Source organism: Amycolatopsis sp. CFH S0740 (assembly GCF_004522315.1).
GTDB lineage: Bacteria > Actinomycetota > Actinomycetes > Mycobacteriales > Pseudonocardiaceae > Amycolatopsis > Amycolatopsis nivea.
In genome coordinates, this window is sequence record NZ_SDLS01000001.1 from 270,046 (window position 1) to 287,868 (window position 17,823).

The 17,823-nt window shown below is 71.2% G+C and carries 15 protein-coding genes; 7 read left to right on the plus strand and 8 right to left on the minus strand.

Annotated elements, in window-relative coordinates:
* The first annotated feature begins 360 nt into the window (after nt 1–360).
* Both EIZ45_RS01365 and EIZ45_RS46670 read left to right on the plus strand, forming a co-directional pair.
* Nucleotides 361–1,332 (plus strand): L-threonylcarbamoyladenylate synthase, encoded by a 972-nt coding sequence (locus tag EIZ45_RS01365; RefSeq protein WP_134661609.1) that lies wholly within the window; start codon nt 361–363, stop codon nt 1,330–1,332.
* A gap of 290 nt (nt 1,333–1,622) precedes the next feature.
* Nucleotides 1,623–3,728 (plus strand): ANTAR domain-containing protein, encoded by a 2,106-nt coding sequence (locus EIZ45_RS46670; protein WP_240690522.1) that lies wholly within the window; start codon nt 1,623–1,625, stop codon nt 3,726–3,728.
* Between the two features lie 144 nt (nt 3,729–3,872).
* Here EIZ45_RS46670 and EIZ45_RS01380 read toward each other — a convergent pair whose 3' ends face one another.
* The 3 genes from EIZ45_RS01380 to EIZ45_RS01390 form a co-directional block, all read right to left on the minus strand.
* A complete protein-coding gene (locus EIZ45_RS01380; protein WP_043834366.1) occupies nt 3,873–4,694 on the minus strand; it encodes a GAF and ANTAR domain-containing protein in 822 nt (273 codons plus the stop codon).
* A 144-nt stretch (nt 4,695–4,838) separates the two neighbouring features.
* Nucleotides 4,839–5,015 (minus strand): CsbD family protein, encoded by a 177-nt coding sequence (locus EIZ45_RS01385; protein ID WP_043834367.1) that lies wholly within the window; start codon nt 5,013–5,015, stop codon nt 4,839–4,841.
* 72 nt (nt 5,016–5,087) lie between these two features.
* Nucleotides 5,088–5,579 (minus strand): hypothetical protein, encoded by a 492-nt coding sequence (locus EIZ45_RS01390; protein ID WP_043834369.1) that lies wholly within the window; start codon nt 5,577–5,579, stop codon nt 5,088–5,090.
* Nucleotides 5,580–5,830: 251 nt separating this feature from the next.
* Between EIZ45_RS01390 and EIZ45_RS01395 the strand changes: the two genes are divergently transcribed.
* Entirely contained in the window at nt 5,831–6,265 is a 435-nt protein-coding gene (locus tag EIZ45_RS01395; protein WP_134661608.1) for an ATP-binding protein, read from the plus strand.
* Between the two features lie 183 nt (nt 6,266–6,448).
* On the opposite strand, the gene EIZ45_RS01400 is transcribed toward EIZ45_RS01395, so the two are convergent.
* The 4 genes from EIZ45_RS01400 to EIZ45_RS01415 are packed head-to-tail and all read right to left on the minus strand — an operon-like array spanning nt 6,449 to nt 11,008.
* Entirely contained in the window at nt 6,449–7,909 is a 1,461-nt protein-coding gene (locus EIZ45_RS01400; protein ID WP_043834372.1) for a glycoside hydrolase family 3 protein, read from the minus strand.
* Nucleotides 7,906–8,736 (minus strand): carbohydrate ABC transporter permease, encoded by an 831-nt coding sequence (locus EIZ45_RS01405; protein ID WP_043834374.1) that lies wholly within the window; start codon nt 8,734–8,736, stop codon nt 7,906–7,908. The genes EIZ45_RS01400 and EIZ45_RS01405 overlap by 4 nt, the downstream gene beginning before the upstream one ends.
* The gene (locus EIZ45_RS01410) at nt 8,733–9,719 is read right to left on the minus strand and encodes a carbohydrate ABC transporter permease (RefSeq protein ID WP_037805758.1); all 987 of its coding nucleotides are present in this window, start codon (nt 9,717–9,719) and stop codon (nt 8,733–8,735) included. Before EIZ45_RS01410 ends, EIZ45_RS01405 begins: the two co-directional genes overlap by 4 nt.
* Nucleotides 9,716–11,008, minus strand: a complete 1,293-nt coding sequence (locus tag EIZ45_RS01415; RefSeq protein WP_134661607.1) for a sugar ABC transporter substrate-binding protein — start codon at nt 11,006–11,008, stop codon at nt 9,716–9,718. The genes EIZ45_RS01410 and EIZ45_RS01415 overlap by 4 nt, the downstream gene beginning before the upstream one ends.
* A gap of 663 nt (nt 11,009–11,671) precedes the next feature.
* On the opposite strand from EIZ45_RS01415, the gene EIZ45_RS47570 reads away from it, so the two are divergent.
* Genes EIZ45_RS47570 through EIZ45_RS46395 form a run of 3 tightly spaced genes read left to right on the plus strand, consistent with a single transcriptional unit; the run spans nt 11,672 to nt 13,907 of the window.
* Nucleotides 11,672–12,976 (plus strand): lysozyme, encoded by a 1,305-nt coding sequence (locus EIZ45_RS47570; RefSeq protein WP_134661606.1) that lies wholly within the window; start codon nt 11,672–11,674, stop codon nt 12,974–12,976.
* 59 nt (nt 12,977–13,035) lie between these two features.
* Nucleotides 13,036–13,401, plus strand: coding sequence for a DUF2568 domain-containing protein (locus tag EIZ45_RS01425; protein ID WP_134661605.1), 366 nt, complete (start codon nt 13,036–13,038; stop codon nt 13,399–13,401).
* 53 nt (nt 13,402–13,454) lie between these two features.
* A complete protein-coding gene (locus EIZ45_RS46395; RefSeq protein ID WP_134661604.1) occupies nt 13,455–13,907 on the plus strand; it encodes a hypothetical protein in 453 nt (150 codons plus the stop codon).
* Nucleotides 13,908–13,911: 4 nt separating this feature from the next.
* Here the strand turns inward: EIZ45_RS46395 and EIZ45_RS01435 are convergent, their stop codons facing one another.
* Nucleotides 13,912–16,122, minus strand: coding sequence for a serine/threonine-protein kinase (locus EIZ45_RS01435; protein WP_134661603.1), 2,211 nt, complete (start codon nt 16,120–16,122; stop codon nt 13,912–13,914).
* A gap of 90 nt (nt 16,123–16,212) precedes the next feature.
* On the opposite strand from EIZ45_RS01435, the gene EIZ45_RS01440 reads away from it, so the two are divergent.
* The gene (locus tag EIZ45_RS01440; RefSeq protein ID WP_134661602.1) at nt 16,213–17,802 is read left to right on the plus strand and encodes an acyl-CoA synthetase; all 1,590 of its coding nucleotides are present in this window, start codon (nt 16,213–16,215) and stop codon (nt 17,800–17,802) included.
* Nucleotides 17,803–17,823 lie beyond the last annotated feature (21 nt).

Here is a 17,823-nt window from a genome sequence, read left to right on the forward strand (position 1 = left end):
GCTATCCGCGGCAGCTGGCGATATCGAGAGGGCGGCCGGGGTCTGCTGCTGGTGAACCATCTCGCGGCGGGTGCATTCGGATCCGGCGGGGTCGACGGTGGAGGCGCGGTTCGCCGCCGGGTGAAGCCGCCTGGCGCGGGCGGCTTAGGCTGACGGGCGAGGAAAAGCTATCCGCGGCAGCTGGCGATATCGAGAGGGCGGCCGGGGTCTGCTGCTGGTGAACCATCTCGCGGCGGGTGCATTCGGATCCGGCGGGGTCGACGGTGGAGGCGCGGTTCGCCGCCGGGTGAAGCCGCTTGGCGCGGGCGGCTTAGGCTGACGGGCGAGGAAAAGCTATCCGTCTGGCAGGAGAGTGCGAGCGTGACCGCGGCAGCTGGCGACATCGAGAAGGCGGCCGGGGTGCTGCGCGCCGGGGGCTTGGTGGCCTTCCCGACCGAGACGGTCTACGGCCTGGGCGCCGACGCCTCGGACCCGGCCGCGGTGTCCCGCATCTACCAGGCGAAGGGCCGCCCGCCCACGCATCCGCTGATCGTGCACCTCGCCGGTGCCGGGCACCTGGACGGCTGGGTCGAGAAGATGCCCGAGCCCGCGCGGCTGCTGGCCGAGCAGTTCTGGCCGGGACCGCTCACGTTGGTGCTGCGGCGCGGCCCGCGCGTGTCGTCGGCGGCGACCGGCGGGCTGGAGACGGTGGGGGTGCGCGTCCCGGACCATCCGGTGGCGCTGGCGCTGCTGTCGGCGTTCGGCGGCGGCGCGGCGGCTCCGTCGGCCAACCGGTTCGGCTCGGTCAGCCCGACCACCGCCGAGCACGTCCGCGCGGAGCTGGGCGAGGCCGTCGATTTCGTTCTGGACGGCGGTCCCTGCCAGGTCGGTGTCGAGTCCACCATCGTCGACGCCACCAGCGACACCCTCAGCGTGCTGCGGCCCGGCGGCGTGCCGCGGGAAGACCTCGAAGCGGTGCTCGGGAGTTCCCTCGAGGTGCCGTCCGTGAGCCCGATCCGGGTTCCTGGCCAGCATCCGTCGCACTACGCGCCGCGGGCCTGGGTGATTCTCGTCGAGCCCGGCGAGGTGGCCGCCGAAGCGGAGCGCGCGCGGAAACTCGGGCACCAGGTGGGTGTCTTCCTGCCGCCTTCCCAGGACGTCGCAGCGCCGGGGGCGCACGCGGTGGTGCCGGTTCCGGCTTCGCTGGCCGAGTACGCGCGCGGTCTTTACGGCTTCCTTCGCGAGCTGGACCGGAAGGGCTGCGACCTGATCGTCGCGTCGCTGCCGGAGGAGAAGGGGCTGGGGCTCGCGATCGCGAACCGGCTTCGCCGCGCCGCAGGGCCGCGCGGCTGAACGGGCCGCTTCGTCGGTAGTCCACAGTAGACAGTCCGGCCGGGAACGCCCGCCGGCGGTTCCGGCGTGCCCCGCTCCGGCGGAAGATCGTGCCGGGTAGGGTTTTTCCTCGGTGCGTTAAGCAGGCAGCGTCCACAACTCCCTGGCTGAGGCGCGCCCTGCGCCCGGTCCGGCCCGCTCCTAGGAGTGCGTGTGGCGACCGCCGAGTGCCGAGCATCCCGTCCGGCGCAGAGATGCGCGGCCAAGCCCGATCCGGGCGATTTCGGGCGAAACGTGGTCGTGCAGCTGCCGTGACGGAGCTGAAGATCGCCCCTCGGCAGTTCGGGGGTGCCGTGGTGCTGACCTTGCCGGACCGGCTCGCGAAGACTCACTCGGCCGAAATCGTCGAGGCGCTGCACGCGGCGGGCCGCGCTGTCGCGCCGGGCACGTGCCTGGTGGTGGACCTGCGCGGCGTCAGGCCGCTGAGCGCACTGCTGGCCCGGGCGCTGGTCTCGTTCGCCCGTGATCGCGACTGCGTGCTGGTGACGTCGCCAGACCAGGCCGCGACGCTGGACAGCGCTGATCCTGGCGAGGCCGTCCGGCGGGCTGCGTCGCCGGCGGAGGCGCTGGCCGAGCCCGGCGACGTCCGGCAGCCGTTCGCGGCGAGCGGCGCGGTGTTGTCGCTTGCCTTCGACAGCGACGATCTCAGCCGGACCGAGGCGTTCCTGAGCAGCGCGTATGCGCCGATGCGGATCGGCAGCGACACCGGGCACGCGGGCACACACATCCGCAGGCACGAGGTGGACGGGCTGAGCGCCGACCGGCTCGACCTGTCCTTCGAGATGAGCTACTCCGTCGAGCCGCTGGGCACGATCTGCCTCTGCGACGTCGAATCGGGCACGATCGAGGACCACCGCGTGGACGGCTCGCCGGAAGCGGAGACGTTCGGCCCGGGGGATCTGGTGTCGTACTCTCCGGACCGGCCCTACACCGGGCGGATCGCGCGCGCCAAGTACAGCATCACCATGCTGGATCCGGCTCTGCTGAGCCAGGCGGCGGGCGTCGACCGGCCGGTGCGGCTGCTCGGCCACCGGCCGGTCGACGCCAGCGCCGCCCAGCACCTGCGGTCCACTGTCGCGCATCTGCGGGACGATGTGCTCGGCGTGCCCGGCGTCGGGGAGAATCCGCTGGCTGTGGCGACGGCGACGCGCTACCTCGCCGTAGCCGTGCTGAACGCGTTCCCCCACACGGCCTCCGCAAAGCGCACCGGGGACGGGCTCGACGCCCATTCGCAGACGCTCCGCCGCGCGATTTCCTTCATCGAAGCCAATCTCGACCGGCCGATCGACATCGCGGAGATCGCCGCGGCAGCCCGGGTTTCCGCCCGCGCGGTGCAATTGGCCTTCCGGAGACATCTCGGCACGACCCCGATGGCCTACCTGCGCCGGGCCCGTCTCGACCGCGCGCGAGCGGAACTGCGCGCCGCCGTGCCGGATCAGGACACCGTCGCCCGGATCGCGGCCCGATGGGGCTACGCACCCAGTGTGTTCGCCGCCCACTACCGGGCCGCGTACGGCGAGTCGCCCTCGTCGACGCTGCAGCGGGATACGGCCGAGCAGGTTCGTTTCCCTGGCAGCCGGAGCTTCGTTCGGACGGCGATCGCGGTGAAGAGCGAATCCGGTACGGCTGAGCGCGCCAGGCCGGACGCCGCGGACCGGTTCGAGTCGCTGAGCAGGATGCTGCTGTCCGCGAACTCGGTCGCGGACGTGCTGCGCCAGGTCGTGGAAGCGACCGCGGCGGCGGTCGCCGGAGCGGACTGGGTCAGCGTCACGGTGCTGGGTTCCGACGGCCGCTTTTCCACCGCTGCCCGGACCGGGAAGACCGCCGCCGAGCTGGACCGGATCCAGTACCGCGACGGGGAAGGCCCCTGCGTGGAGGCGGCCCGCGCGGACGGCCCGGGCTATGTCGCGAGCGCGGACCTGGCGACCGAGGCCCGATGGCCCCGGTTCACCGCCGCCGCGCGCGCCCTCGGTTGCCGCGCGGCGTTCTCCACCGAACTCCCGGCAGCTCCGGGCCTCGACCGGACGGCGGGCTCGCTGACCGTCTACTCGCGTCGCCCGGACAGCCTGGCCGAGACCGACCGCCGCATCGCCCTGCTGCTGGCTACCCACGCGTCGCTGGCGCTGGCGAACAGCCACCTGCGAAAGACCGCCGAACTGCGCCGGGCCGAGTTCCGGCGAGCCGTCGACACCCGGGACGTGATCGGGCAGGCCAAGGGCATCCTGATGAACCGGGAGGGCCTCACCGCGGAGGAAGCGTTCGACCTGCTGCGGCGGACTTCGCAGGACCTGAACGTGAAACTGGTCGAGGTGGCCCGGACTCTGACCGGCCGGCACGGCGAGCTCGGGCAGGAGTGACGGGCGGTTCCGCCGGCCTCGGGTCTCGACCGGCGGAACCTGGGTCCCGGTCTCCTGCGCGCCGGAGGCCGTCCCTGGTCCCCGGCTACCCGTTCGCCGGCAATTCACGCGAGCCGGACGGATCGGAACGGAAACCGGCGGGGGTCAGAGGTCGAGTTCGCGGTGCCGTTCGGTCACCGTGCGGGCGAGTTCGACCAGCTTGACGTTGAGGTCCTGGGACGTGCGGCGCAGGATGTCGAACGCCGCGTCGGCGGTGACCCCGCGCCGGTTCATCAGGATGCCCTTGGCCTGCCCGATGAGGTCGCGGCTGTCGACGGCGCGCTTGAGGTGGACCTCCTTGAGCGCGGCCGCGGTGTGCGCGGACGATCCGGAGAGGGCGAGCGAGGCGTGCGACGCCAGGATGAGCGCGCTGTCGACGGCGGTGTCGTCGAACGCCCCGGCCTTGCGGCTGTAGAGGTTGATCGCGCCGGGCGGGAGGTCGGACTTGGCGTCCGGCAGCAGCGTCGTGGCCAGCAGCGAGCCGAACCCGAGCCGTCCGGCGCGCACGCCGAATTCGGGGAAGGCGCCCGACTCCGGAAGGTTGTTGGTCAAGGCGTGTCCCGGCCGTTCGTGCCGGGCGGCTTCCAGGCACGGGCCCTCGCCGGTCCGGTACTGGATCCGGTCCAGCTCCTCGGCGGCCGGGTCGGTAAAGACCGGGGTGTGGAACCCGCCGTCGGACGACCGCAGGGTGATGCTGGCCAGATCGGCTTGCGGCACGATGCGCAGCGCGGCGGACACCACGCGCTCCATCGCTTCGTGCAGGGAGTCCGCGTCGAGCAGGAGAAGCGCGAGCGTGCCGAACTGCCGGGAGAGCGGGCCTTCGAGGGCCACGCCGCTGCGGGCCCAGCCGTCGACGGCCGGTTCCGCGCAGAACGCGACCCGGTCGGCTTCCCAGCCCTGATCGGTCTGCGTGTCGGTGTCCGTCACCCCGGCCTCCTCGTTCGCCGCCCGCCACCGGGCCGCACCGCCGGACTTTACCGGGCCGCGAAACCGGACCGGCGGTCTGGAGGAAGGGCGGACACACAGCGGCGGCCGGAACCGCGGGTCCCGGCCGCCGCTCGGTGCCGCGGGTCAGTCTTTCACGCCTTTGGCGGCGTCCTTGACCTTTTCTCCCGCTTGCTTGAGCGCGCCCTTGGCCTGTTCGGCCTTCCCCTCGGCCTGCCACTGCTCGTTCCCGGTGGCGTTGCCGAGCGCTTCCTTGGCCTTGCCCTTGAGCTCCTCGGCCTTGTGTCCGGCGGTGTCGCTCATCGTCGATGCCTCTCTTCGTGTCCGGGGTTCCCGGGCTACCCGCTGAAGGCGGTGGGCAAACCGGCCGCGCCGTCAGCGAGGAGCCTTCGCGGCGGCGATGTACTGATTGGCTTCCGGCAGAAAGGAAAGGACCACGCCGAGCACGGCCAGGCCGGTGCTGACGTAGCCGATGACCGTGCTCTGCCCGGCCAGCAGGGAAATCACCTGGAGCGCGGTGAGCACGGTGAGCACGATCCTCGCCCAGTTGCGGCCCGCGCGTAGTTTGAACGCGAACAGCAGGCGCAGCAACGCGATCACGACGGCGATCACGACCCCGACGACGATCCCGATCGTGACCGCCTGGTCGATCTGGGCGTCGGTGAGACGCGCGGAGTTCTGCCCGTTCGCTCTTCGCATCGCGTCGGCCAGCGTGTCATGCGCGAAAAACAGGAACACGGCTCCGGCCAATCCGACGAGCGTCGCGGCGACGAACGCCCAGAAAGCGCCCGTGATCACCGCGGGGCGCGGCGGGGCTTCGGCGGGAGTTCCGGCGGAAGGGGACGGGTAAGCAGGCATGTCAGTCATGAAAAAACGGTGGCACAGCACACGAAACCCCGCACGGCAAGCGCGAAACCGGGCCGGGAAAACTGCGCGGCGGGCGACTTCGCGCACCATTCCCGGGATTCCGGTTTGCGGCCTCCTTCCCGCGGGTACCCAGTTCCGGGGAAGTGCGGGGAATCGCCGCGTAATTCGCGGGCAGCGCCACAAGATTGGCAAGACGTCGCGCGGGTACCTGTCCCCGGACAGGCGCAGCACGGCCGAGAGGAGGTCAAGCGATGAGTGTGGACGAATTCCAGCCCAGCCGCTTGCCCGCGCGCGCCGCGTCGCCGGAGGGCGCGATCCCGCGACTGGACTTGATGCTGGCGCGGGATTCCACGACGTTGCGCGGGATCCGGGACCAGGCGGCCGCGTTCGTGTACGGCCACCGCCCGCACGCCGACGCGGACGCGGTGGCGGACGTGCGCCTGGTGCTCGACGAAATGGCCTCCAACGCGATGCGCCACGCGCGTCCGCCGTGCACGCTCGCCCTGTCCTTGCCCGGCGACCGGCTCCTGATCGAGGTGTCCGATTCGCTTCCGGCCCTGGCCCGGTACCGGGAGGGGTACGAGGGCGGCGGACGCGGATTGGCCTTGATCAACGCGATCGCCGTGCGCTGGGGCCAGACGCCCCGGGAAGGCGGGAAGACGGTCTGGGCCGAACTGGCCCTCTGATCCGCTCTGTTGCGGCCGGGGTTAACCGCGCGAATGTACGTGAGGGGAACCCTGAGGGAATCAGATTCCCTCAGGGTGGCCCTCACGGACCGCTGACCCCACGCCCGTCCCGGCCACACCGCCGACGTGGGCAAATCCCTGGCATTGACCAGCGCGCCGTGAGGGGTCCCTTCACGTACAGAGTCAGGCGCGAGCGAGATACTCCGCCGCTGCCCGCAGGCTCACGTAGGAGCCGCTGAACGTGTCGACCCGCGGCGCCGCACCGGCTTCCGGCCCCGGCACCCCGGTCTCGACCCGGATGTAGTCCACAGTGGACAGACCGGCCAGGAACTCCCGCACCGCCGGGTGCCGGTGCGCTTCCCGGGTCACCACCACGACGCTCTCCGCCGACGAGGCTTCGGCCACGACCGTCGCGACGTCGTCCGGGGACACCGAAAGCGTCCGGGTGCCCGGAACCAGTTCCGCCAGATGCGCGCCCAGTCCCCACGGCATCGGCCCGGCGGCGATGCCCGGTTCGGTCTGCACGTCCACCACGAGCGACCGGCCGGTCAACCGCGGCGTGCCGGTGATCCGCAAGGCGGCCCGCGCGGCGGACAGGCCGAGCGAGTAGTCCACCGGCTGCACCGCGGCGGGAGCGGGGGAGGAGCCCAGCGACGCGGTCCGGGCCGCGGCGTCGGCCAGGCGCGCCAAGGAAAGCCGCCCCTCGGTCACTGCCGCGACGATCGCCTCGGCGGTCCGGTCCAGCGTCTCCGCGTCGAACGCGGCCCCGCCGAGGCACAGCGCGTCCGCGCCGCCCAGGAGAGCCCGGACCGAGGCTTCGCCGATCCCGTCGTGCCGCCCGTACGCCCCTGAGATGGCGCCCATCTCCAACGCGTCGGTGATGACCGCCCCGGTGAACCCCAGTTCGCCGCGCAGCACGTCGACGAGCGCGGTCCGGTTGAACGTCGCCGGTTCCTCGCCCCATTCCCGCACGACGAGGTGCCCGGACATGACCGTCCGGACGCCCGCCTCGATCGCCGCGGCGAACGGAACCAACTCCACTTCCCGGAGTTCGGCGGCGGTCCGCGGCAGCACCGGCAGCGAGAGGTGCGAATCCTCGGTCGCCGCGCCGTGTCCGGGGAAGTGCTTGGCGCACGCGGCGACGCCGTACTTCTGCATGCCGGTCACGAACGCCGCCACGTGCGGCGAGGCGGCCGCCGGGTCCGAGCCGAACGCCCGCACGCCGATGCCCGGATCCTCCGCCGCGAGCGTGAGATCCGCGCACGGCGCGAGGTTGACCGTGACCCCGCACGCCGCGAGCCGCTCGCCGAGAGCGGCCGCGACGGACGCGGTCAGCTCCGGATCCCCGGCCGCGCCGAGTGCGAGCGGGCCGGGCACGAACGAGCCCTTGCCGACGTCGAGGCGGGTGACGTCGCCGCCTTCCTCGTCGATCCCGACGACCACGCCGTCCCGCTCGGACCGCAGCGCCGAGGTGAGCGCGGCGACCTGTTCGTCGTCGACCACGTTGCGGCCGAACAGGATCACGCCGCCGAGCCCCTCGGCGAGCCGGCGGCGCACCCAGTCCGGCGCCGTGGTCCCGGCGAATCCGGGCAGCAGAACGGCTTCGGCCAGCCGGCGGGTTTCGGACAGGTCAGCCACCGTCATCCCTTCACCGCGCCAGCGGTCATGCCGGACACGAGTTTCCGTTGCACGATCAGGAAGAAGATCACCGCCGGGATCGCGTAGATCACCGATGCGGCCATGACGCCGCCCCAGTCGATCGAGAACGCCGTCTTGAACGACGACAGCCACACCGGCAGCGTCTGCTTCGACTGGTCGCGCATGAACACCAGGGCGAACAGGAATTCGTTCCACGCGGTGATGAAGCTGAACACCGACGTGGTGACCAGTCCCGGCCCGAGCAGCGGCAGCGTGACCCGGCGGAACGCGCCGACCCGGCTGCAGCCGTCGATCATCGCGGCCTCTTCGAGGTCGTACGGGATGCCGTTGACGAACCCGTAGAGCATCCACACGGTGAACGGCAGCGACGTCGCGAAGTACACCAGCAGCAGCGACGGCAGCGTGTTCAGCAGCCCGATGTCGCGCATCAGCAGGTACATCGGGATGAACAGCGCCGAGAGCGGGGCCAGCTGCGCCACCAGGATCAGCAGCAGGAACCCCTTGCGGCCGCGGAAGCGGAAGCGCGCGAGCGGGATCGCCGCGAGCACGCCCACCACCAGCGCGGCCAGCACCGCGCCGAGCGTCACGATCAGGCTGTTGGTCAGGTACGTGACGAACCCGGGCTTGGTCAGCGCCGACGCGAAGTTCGACAGTGTCGCCGAAGTCGGGATCAGGTCGTACTTCGGCGACAGCACGTCGCCCGGCGTCTTCAGCGACGTCGTGAACATCCAGTACGTCGGGAAGAGGAACAGCAGCGCCACGAGGATGCCGGCGGCCGACACCAGCACCCGGGCGGGCAGGGACTTCCTCATGCGATCTCCCCGTCCTTGGTCCGGACCAGCAGCTGCACGTACCGGCCGGTGACCAGCAGGAGCAGCACCAGCATGATGGTGGCGATGGCCGCGGCGGAGCCGAAGTGGCTGCCCGCGATGCCCTTGAGGTACTGCAGGATCGCCAGCGTCGTGCTCGCGCCGTCCGGGCCGCCCTGGCGGATGGCCCACACCTGGGCGAACATGTTGAAGTCCCACAGCATCGACAGGAACGTGACCATCGTCAGGATCGGCCGGATCGCGGGCCAGCTGACCGCGCGGAACGTCTGCCACGGCCCGGCGCCGTCGATGCCCGCCGCCTCGTACTGCTCGCGCGGCACGCCGATGAGGCCCGCGTAGAGCGTGAACGCGACGAACGGCACGGCCTGCCACAGCACCAGCAGCCCGATCACCACGAGCGTGCTCGTGCCGGTGGAGAACCACGAGTACCCGATGAACGAATGGAAGCCCAGCCGGTCCAGCGTCTTGTTGAGGATGCCGTACTGCTGGTCGAAGATCCACTGGAACACCGTGGTGGTGGCGATGACCGGCACCGCCCACGCGAGCACCAGCGAGACCTGCACGAAGATCCGCAGCACCGGGTTGAGGTGCCGCATCAGCACCGCGATCAGCAGCGCCACGAGCAGGGTCCCGGCGACGAGCGCGCCGGTGAAGAGGATCGTGCGGAGCGCGACTGCCCAGAACTCGGGGTCGGACAGCACGTCGGTGTAGTTCTTGAAGCCGATCCACACCATCTTGCCGGTCACCAGCTCGCGCAGGTCGAGCTGGCGCAGGCTGATGCCGAGCATCTGGACGGTGGGCCAGCCGAGCAGCACCAGCACGGCCGCGAGCGCGGGAAGGATCAGCAGGTACGGCATGAGCCGTTCGCTGAACCAGCCGCTTCCCCGCTTCCGCGCCGCCCCGACGTGCGCCGATGCCGGCGGGGTCGCCCCCGCCGGCATCGGCTTGTCCTTCGTCGCGGTCATCCGCCGATGATCTTGTCGAGGGCCGTGTTCGCGTCGGCCGCCGCCTGGTCGAGAGTCTTCTTCCCGGTCAGGTACGCGGTCAGCATGTCCTTCAGCGGGTTCTGGCCGGATTCGACCTCGCCCCACTTCGGGCTGGCCGGCATCGCGCGGCCGTTCTTCGACGCCTTCGCCATCACCGCGCCCAGCGGGTCCTTGTCCAGGGCGCTGACGTCGGTGGAGGTGCCCGGCACGTAGCCGCCGGCGGCGAGCTGCGTCATGTACTTGGTGCTGGTCAGCAGCTTCAGGTAGTCCTTGGCGAGGTCCTGGTGCTTGCTGTTGAGCGGGACGACCAGGTTCGAGCCGCCGAGGAACACCGGGGCGGTCTGGCCCGCGGTCTTCGACGGGATCGGGAACGCGCCGGTCTTGGCGGTGATGCCCGGGTCGGTCTTCGCGGCGGTCGCCACCTCGTTCGGGGTGCCGATGAACATGGCGACCTTGCCCGCGCCGTAGATGCCCGCCTGCTGCGGCGTGGCCTCGTCGTTGTCTTTGGGCGCGGTGGTGCCCGAGGCGTCCACGAGCTTCTTGTAGAACTCGAGGCCCGCCTTGGCTTCCGGCGTGTTGAGCGACGACTTGAACGACTTGCCCTCGGCCTTGGCGATGTCGCCGCCGTTGTCCCAGATGAACGACGACAGCGCGTACCAGTTCTGGCCCGGCATGTAGAGCGGCTGGAACTGCGGGTCGCTGCCGAACTTCGTCTTCAGCTTGGCGATGTCCGCGAGCCATTCGTCGTTGGAGGCGGGCGGCTGGGTGATGCCGGCCTGCTCGAACATGTCCTTGCGGTACATGACGACGCGGTTGGCGGCGTAGAACGGCACGCCGACGGTTTTGCCGTCGTACTGGCCGGATGCCTTGAGCCCGGCGAGCCACTGCCCGCCGTTGAGGTTGTTGACGTCGCCGGAGAGGTCGGCCAGCACGCCCTGCGCGGCGAACGCGGGCGTCTGGGTGTTGCCGACCTCGATGACGTCCGGCGGGGTGTCGCTTGCCAGCGCGGTGGTCAGCTTCTGCTGGATGCCGTTCCACTGCTGGATCTGGTAGTCGACCTTGACGCCGGGGTGGGCGGCTTCGAATTCCTTGTTCAGGGCGGCGGTCAGGCTGTCCGGCGCGGAGCCGGTCATGAGCCAGACCGTCAGCTTGCCGTCCTGCGCGCCCCCAGCGCTCGAGGCGTTCTCACTCCCGCCCGAACCGGCACAGCCGGCCGTGGCGAGCGTGATGGCGGCGGCTCCCGCCGCCAGCATGAGCCAGCGCTTCACGTGTCTCGTCCTTTCGGTGCCCGGTCGTCGGCGACCGGGGCGGTATGACAAATGGTGTAGACCAATGTCCAGCAGAGTGGTCCGGACCACAGCCGGTGTCAAGCCGGTTGCCAAGATGTTGCGAAGACATCCGCCTGGTTGACGCTGTGTGTCCGGTCGATTACCGACGCTGGCGCGAAAAGTGCTGGTAGAACGCGATTTCCGCAGTGCGGGCAAGGGTTTCCGGCGCGGGGGAGTTGTTCGTGAACGGCTCGCCGGGCCGGGCGTGTCGCGCGCCGCGGGCGGGTCTCGGACAGTTCCGGGCGAACGACCTTCGGCCCTTGCGCGACGACAAGACTTCGGATCCGGGGCGGCCGCTGTCCGGTCCGGACACGACGGCTGCTCCGGCGCGGCCGAGCGTGATTACCCGCTGCTACGAGTGCCGGAATCGCCGCCGACAGTGACCCGGGGTGGGTGAGTTTCATTCCGGCGCGGACCGGGCGCACCCCTGGTGACCTCGGAAAACCTCTTGTGTACCACGCGTCACATCACTCCCAGTGGTTTACAGGCGTCCCGCGTGTCACACACACTGGGGGCTCGCCCAGGTGATCCGGTGCCGCTCTTGGGGAAGAGAGGCGGACGGCCGGAGCGCTCCCAGGGCGGGAAAAGAAGAGGGAGTAGAGGATGACGGGCTCCGGGCGGATAGCGGCTCGGGCGGGTGCGGTCGTCGCGGCGGCAGCGGTGGCTGCCGTCGGAGCGCTGGGGCTGCTGCACGCGCCCCAGGCGGTGGCAGCGCCTGCCGAGGTGCCGGGCATGGACGTGTCCGGGCACCAGGGCAATGTGGACTGGAAAGCGGCCTGGAACGCGGGCGCGCGTTTCGCGTACGTCAAGGCGACCGAGGGCACCGGGTATCGCAACCCGTACTTCGCGCAGCAGTACAACGGTTCTTACGAGGTCGGGATGATCCGCGGCGCGTACCACTTCGCGCGTCCGGACGTGTCCGACGGCGCGACGCAGGCGGACTATTTCGTCGCGCACGGCGGCGGCTGGTCCGCGGACGGCCGCACCATGCCGCCGATGCTGGACATCGAATACAACCCCTACGGCTCGACCTGCTTCGGCCTGTCCAAGCCGGCGATGGTTTCGTGGGTGAAGTCGTTCTCCGAGCGGCTGCACGCGAAAACGTCGCGCTGGCCGATGCTCTACACCACGACCGACTGGTGGAAGACCTGCACCGGGAACTCGGCGGCGTTCGGCGACACGCATCCGCTGTTCATCGCCCGGTACGCGCAGAGCGCGGGCCCGCTGCCCTCGGGCTGGCGCTACTACACGATCTGGCAGTACTCCGACTCCGGCAACAAGCCCGGCGACCAGGACTCGTTCAACGGGTCGATGGAGCAGCTGATCAAGCTCGCCGGCGGCGAAGCCCCGAAGAGCGAGGCCCCGGCGCCGCCGAAGCCAAGCACCTCGACGAAGCCGCCGACGTCGGCCAAGCCGACCACGAGCGCGCCGCCGACGTCCTCGGCGACCAAGACTCCGACGAAGACGCCGACCAGTTCGGCCACCGCGTCGCCTTCGCCGAGCACCACGACGAAGGCGAGCCCGACGACGTCCAGCAGCCCGACGTCCTCGGCGACGAAGCCGCCCGCGTCCACCTCGTCGACCGCGGCGAAGAAGGACATCAGCGGTCTCGTCTGGGCGGGCGGCAAGCAGGCGAACCCGCCGGGGTCGCTGTCGGACGCCAAGCACGCCGACTCGCTCACCGCCCGCGTCCACGAGGTCGCGAAGGTGACGCCGAAGGCTTCGGCTCCGCAGAAGGTCACGAGCAGCCAGCCGACGCAGACCTCCGCGCCGGAGGCCAGCCAGCCGAAGCAGCAGGCGCTCGCGAAGACCGGGGTGAGCACGCCGCGGCTCGCGGTGTTCGGTGCGGCGTTGCTGGTGTTCGGGGCGATCCTGATGACGTTGTCCCGGATGGTGGCCCGGCGCTGATCCCGGCCGGGTCCGCACTCCGCGCACGGAGCGCGGGCCCGGCCGTTAGGCTTCGCGGCGTGACCACCACTCGACCCGCATTGCGCGGTTTCCCCGGCGCGGTGCTCGCCATCCGCTTCCTGACCGAACTGGCGCTGCTGGCCGGTCTCGCGGTCGCCGGCGCGCGGCTGGGCGGGAACGTGTTCCTGAACATCTTGTCCGCGGTGCTGTGGCCCGCGCTGGCGGCGGCGATCTGGGGGCTCGTGATCGCGCCGAAGGCGAAGCGGCGCAGTCCGGAGCCGACCCGGTTCTTTCTGGAGGTCGCGCTGTTCGCGGCCGCGGCGCTCGGGCTGATCGCGTCCGGGCTGCTGGTCGCGGGGATCGTGCTCGGCGTCGCCGGGATCGCGGTCGCGGTGGCCGTGCGGGTGTGGGCGAAAGACGGCTGAGCGGATTTCCCGAGCGGGGACCGGTCCCGGCCGCGGATCAGTACGGTGCGCGCATGGAACTTCGCACTGCTGCCCGGACGGTGTTCGCGCCGGTCGCGCTCCTCGCCGCACTGACCGCGTGTTCGGGCAGCCCCGCCCCGGCTCCCGCGCCCGCACCGGCGCCGTCGTCTTCTTCCGCCGCGCCGGTCAAGGAACAGGTGCCGGATCGCCAGCCGCACACGCTCGTGCTGAACGCGACCGGTTCCGGTTCCCTGAAACAGATCACCTACACCTTGGACGGCGTCACCAAGGAAACCGGGCAGGTGAAGATGCCGTGGCGGCAGTCGCTCACCGTGCCCGCCGACGGGAAACCGCACCAGTGGACGCTGGAGATCACCTATTCCGGCGCGAGCGGCCAGGTGGACATGTACTCCGTCGTGGACGGCAAGGAATCCGTGCACACCGCGAGCGGCGGGCACGGGAACGTCACCGGGTCGGCCTCGATCGGCGGCTCCGTGGAGGGCTGAGCGCTCAGGACGGGCCGGAGTCGTGGTTCCACCAGTCGATCATCGCGAACGGCTCGGTGCCGCGGTGCGCGACCGCGAGGATCCCCGACTGGTCGTCCGTCCACTTGAGATAGCGCTCGCCGCTGGGCCGGAGGGTCGCGCAGGCGAGGCGTCCGGTGCGGCCGCCGCGCGCGTACGGGCGGTCGGCGGCGAAATCGGGCGGCTGGTCGGTGCACGCCTTCTCGGTGGTCTGGGTGCTGTTGAAGACCTGGTTCATCGTGGCGGCGTCGGGCAGTTGGTAGTAGACGACCAGTCCGGCGCCGCTGGTCTGTCCACACGCGACAGCGGCGTCCGCCTGCACCGCGCCGAGGTCTTGCCAGCGCTGGTCCGCGGACGGGCGCACGCAGTTGATCCGCGAGGCGGGCGGGATCCGGTGCAACAGCGCGTTTTCCCCCGGGGTCGGGAACGCGGGGGAGGACTCGCGGTTGACCTGCGCGACGATCCGGCTCAACGGCGCGAGATGCCATTGCGTCCACCAGCCGCCGGTGCCTTCCGGGCTGGCGCCGGCGACGTGGCCGAGGACGTGGAAGGAATCGAGGCTCCAGTCGATCGCGACGGTGCCTTCCCGGCCGGGACGGCAGAGGACCTGGCCGAGGTCGACGCTCAGCCAATCGAAGCGGGTGGTGCTCGGCGACGCGCCCGGACAAGGTTTCCCGCTCGGTGCCTTCGCGGCGGTGACGAGACCGTCGAAGCTGGCGCGCAGCGTCCGGGTGTCGGGGAAACGGTAGTAGGACACGTCGCGAGCGCCGGTCCCGCGTGGCGTGCAGGAGATTCCGGCGATGGCTCCGGGGTAGTTGCCGAGATCCGCTGGTGCCGCGCGATGGCATTTGTTCCCGGCGGCGATCTCGGTGAGGGCGGTTTCGTCCGCGGTCGGGAATGCCGGTGCCCCGGTCCAGCCGACCCAGGCTGCGCGCAAGGCGGCGTCGTCGTGCGCCGAAGCCGTGGCGGTGGTGACCGCGCGGGCGGCGTCGTCCTTCCAGACCACCATGGACTGTCCGCCCCCGGCATGGCAGAACACGCGGCCGAGAGCGGGACCGGTTGCCGGGTAACGATGTTCGGCCCCCGAAGCGACGGCGCAGTCTCCTTGCCCGGCCGTCTCGCCGACGCGCGACAGCGAGGCGGAGTAGGCGTCGGCGGCTTGTTTCGGGTCGGCGTACAGCGCGGTCGTCGCGGCGCGGCCGGACGGGTCGTGGCAGGTGATGGTCGCGGTCGCGCCGGAGACGGGCGTGTCCGCGGTCGCGCAGTCGGTCCGCAAAGCGGCGGGCATCCGGGCGAGCGTGGCGTCGTCCACCGCGGACAGGGCACCGGTGGTCAGCGAGGCGACGAGCAGCCCGGCCGCGGCGACCGCCGGGACTCCCGCGCGCAGCAGCCGCCGGCGCCGCCGGTCCCAGCGTTCGGCGGCGACCAGATCGTCGACCAGCGCGGTGCAGGTCGGATGCCGGGCGGCCGGATCGGTGCTGAGCGACCGGCGGAGCGCGCGCACGCCGGGGTGGCCGAGTTCGGCGTGGTGGCCCGGGGGAGCGCCGGCCAGGCATTCGCAGAGCACGCAGGCGAGCGAGTACACGTCAGCCGCCGGCCCGGCCGGTTTGCCCTGGCGTTGTTCGGGCGCGGCGTAGCCGACCGTGCCGAGGAACGCTCCGGTCGCGGTGAGCTGCGTGAGGTCGAGCTGGCGGGCGATGCCGAAGTCGCACAGGTACGCGCGGCCGTCGGCGTCGAGCAGGATGTTGCCGGGTTTGACGTCCCGGTGCACGAGCCGCCGGTCGTGCGCCGCGTCGAGGGCGGCGGCGATCTCGCGGCCGATGCCGAGAGTCTCCTTGAACGACAGCGGACCCCGGTCGGCGAGCGTTCGCGCGAGGTTCGTGCCCCGGACGTACTCCATCGCGAGGTAGCCGAGGTAGCCGTCTTCGGTGAACCCGGCGTCCAGCACCGGGACGACGTTCGGGTGCTCGAGCTCGCGCGCGATCCGGGTTTCCCGCTCGAACCGGGTGCGGAATCCGGGCACCGCCATGAACTCCGGCCCGACCACCTTGAGCGCCACCGCGCGCCCGTCCGTCGTGTCGGCCGCCTCGAAGACCTCGCTCATCCGGGTGCGCGCGAGCTGGCGGACGAGCCGGTACCGGGGCAGCCGGCCGGTGATGTCCGGCCGGTCGAGCGTCGGTGCTTCGGTCTCGTCCACGCGCCCCTCCCCGGGTGGTGCCGGAGAGCCTACCGAGGGCCGCCGCCGGTCCTGCTTGCGCGCGCCGCGCCGGTGGATGAGACTCCCGCTATGCCGAGCCCGTTCAGCGCCGAAACGGCGGAAGCGATCCAGCACGCCCGCCAGCACTCCGTCGGGGATCTCCTGCGGCGCACCGCGTTGCGCCTGCCGGACAAGCTCGCGATCGTCTCCGGCGAGCGCCGCGCGACCTACCGCGAGTTCGACGCGGCGGTCAACCGCTGCGCGCACCGGCTCGCCGAGCGCGGCCTCGCGAAGGGCGACCGGCTCGCGCTGCTCAGCCGCAACTGCTGGGAGTACGCGGTGCTCGTGTTCGCCACGGCCAAACTGGGCGTGGTGCTGGTGCCGGTGAACTTCATGCTCGGCGCGGAGGAGGTCGCGTTCATCCTCGGCCACGCCGGAGTGTCCGGGCTGATCGCCGAGGACGCCTTGCTCGACACCGCCGCGGAGGCGTTGAAGCGCTCCGGCCGCACCGACGCGCTGCGGGCCCGGATCGGCGGCAGCGGCGGCGAATGGGAGAGCGTCGCGGAGTGGATCGACGAGCCCGGCGACGAAACCGCGCCCGCGGTGCTGGTGGCGGACGACGACCCGCTGCGGCTGATGTACACCTCGGGCACCGAATCGCGGCCGAAGGGCGTGCTGCTGTCGAGCCGTTCGCTGATCGCCCAATATGTCTCATGCGCGATCGACGGCAGCATGACCGGCGACGACATCGAGGTGCATTCGCTGCCGCTCTACCACTGCGCGCAGCTGGACTGCTTCCTGTCGGTCGACGTCTACCTCGGTGCGACGAGCGTGATCCTGCCCGGCCCGGACCCGGCGGCGCTGCTGGCCGCGGTGGAACGGGAACGCGCGACGAAGCTGTTCGCGCCGCCGACGGTGTGGATCTCCCTGCTGCGCCACCCGGCGTTCGACACGACCGACCTGTCGAGCCTGCGGAAGGGCTACTACGGCGCGTCGCCGATGCCCGCCGAGGTGCTGCGCGAACTCGCGCGCCGCCTGCCGGACGTGCAGCTGTGGAACTTCTACGGCCAGACCGAAATGGCTCCGCTCGCCACGATTCTGCGCCCGCACGAACAACTCGCGAAAGCGGGTTCGGCGGGCAGGGCGTCCATCAACGTCGAAACCCGGATCGTCGGCGAGGACGGCCGCGAACTGCCGCCCGGCGAGGTCGGCGAGATCGTGCACCGCAGCCCGCACGCGACGCTCGGCTACTACGAGGACGAGGAGAAAACCGCGGCGGCTTTCGAGGGCGGCTGGTTCCACTCGGGCGACCTCGGCGTGCTGGACGAAGAGGGCTACCTCTCGGTGGTGGACCGGAAGAAGGACATGATCAAGACCGGCGGCGAGAACGTCGCGAGCCGCGAGGTCGAGGAAGCGCTGTACCTGCTCGACGGGATCGCCGAGGTCGCGGTGTTCGGCGTCGCGCACCCGCACTGGATCGAAGCGGTCACCGCGGCGATTGTGCCCCGCGAGGGCGTCACGCTCACCGAGGACGAGGTGCTCGCGCACGCCCGGCAGCATCTGGCCGGGTACAAGTGCCCGAAGTACGTGGTGTTCGTGGACGCGCTGCCGAAGAACCCGAGCGGGAAGATCGTGAAGCGCGCGCTGCGGGAAGGGCACGCGGACCTCGCGCAGGCGTGACGCCCGGACGCGGAAATGAGC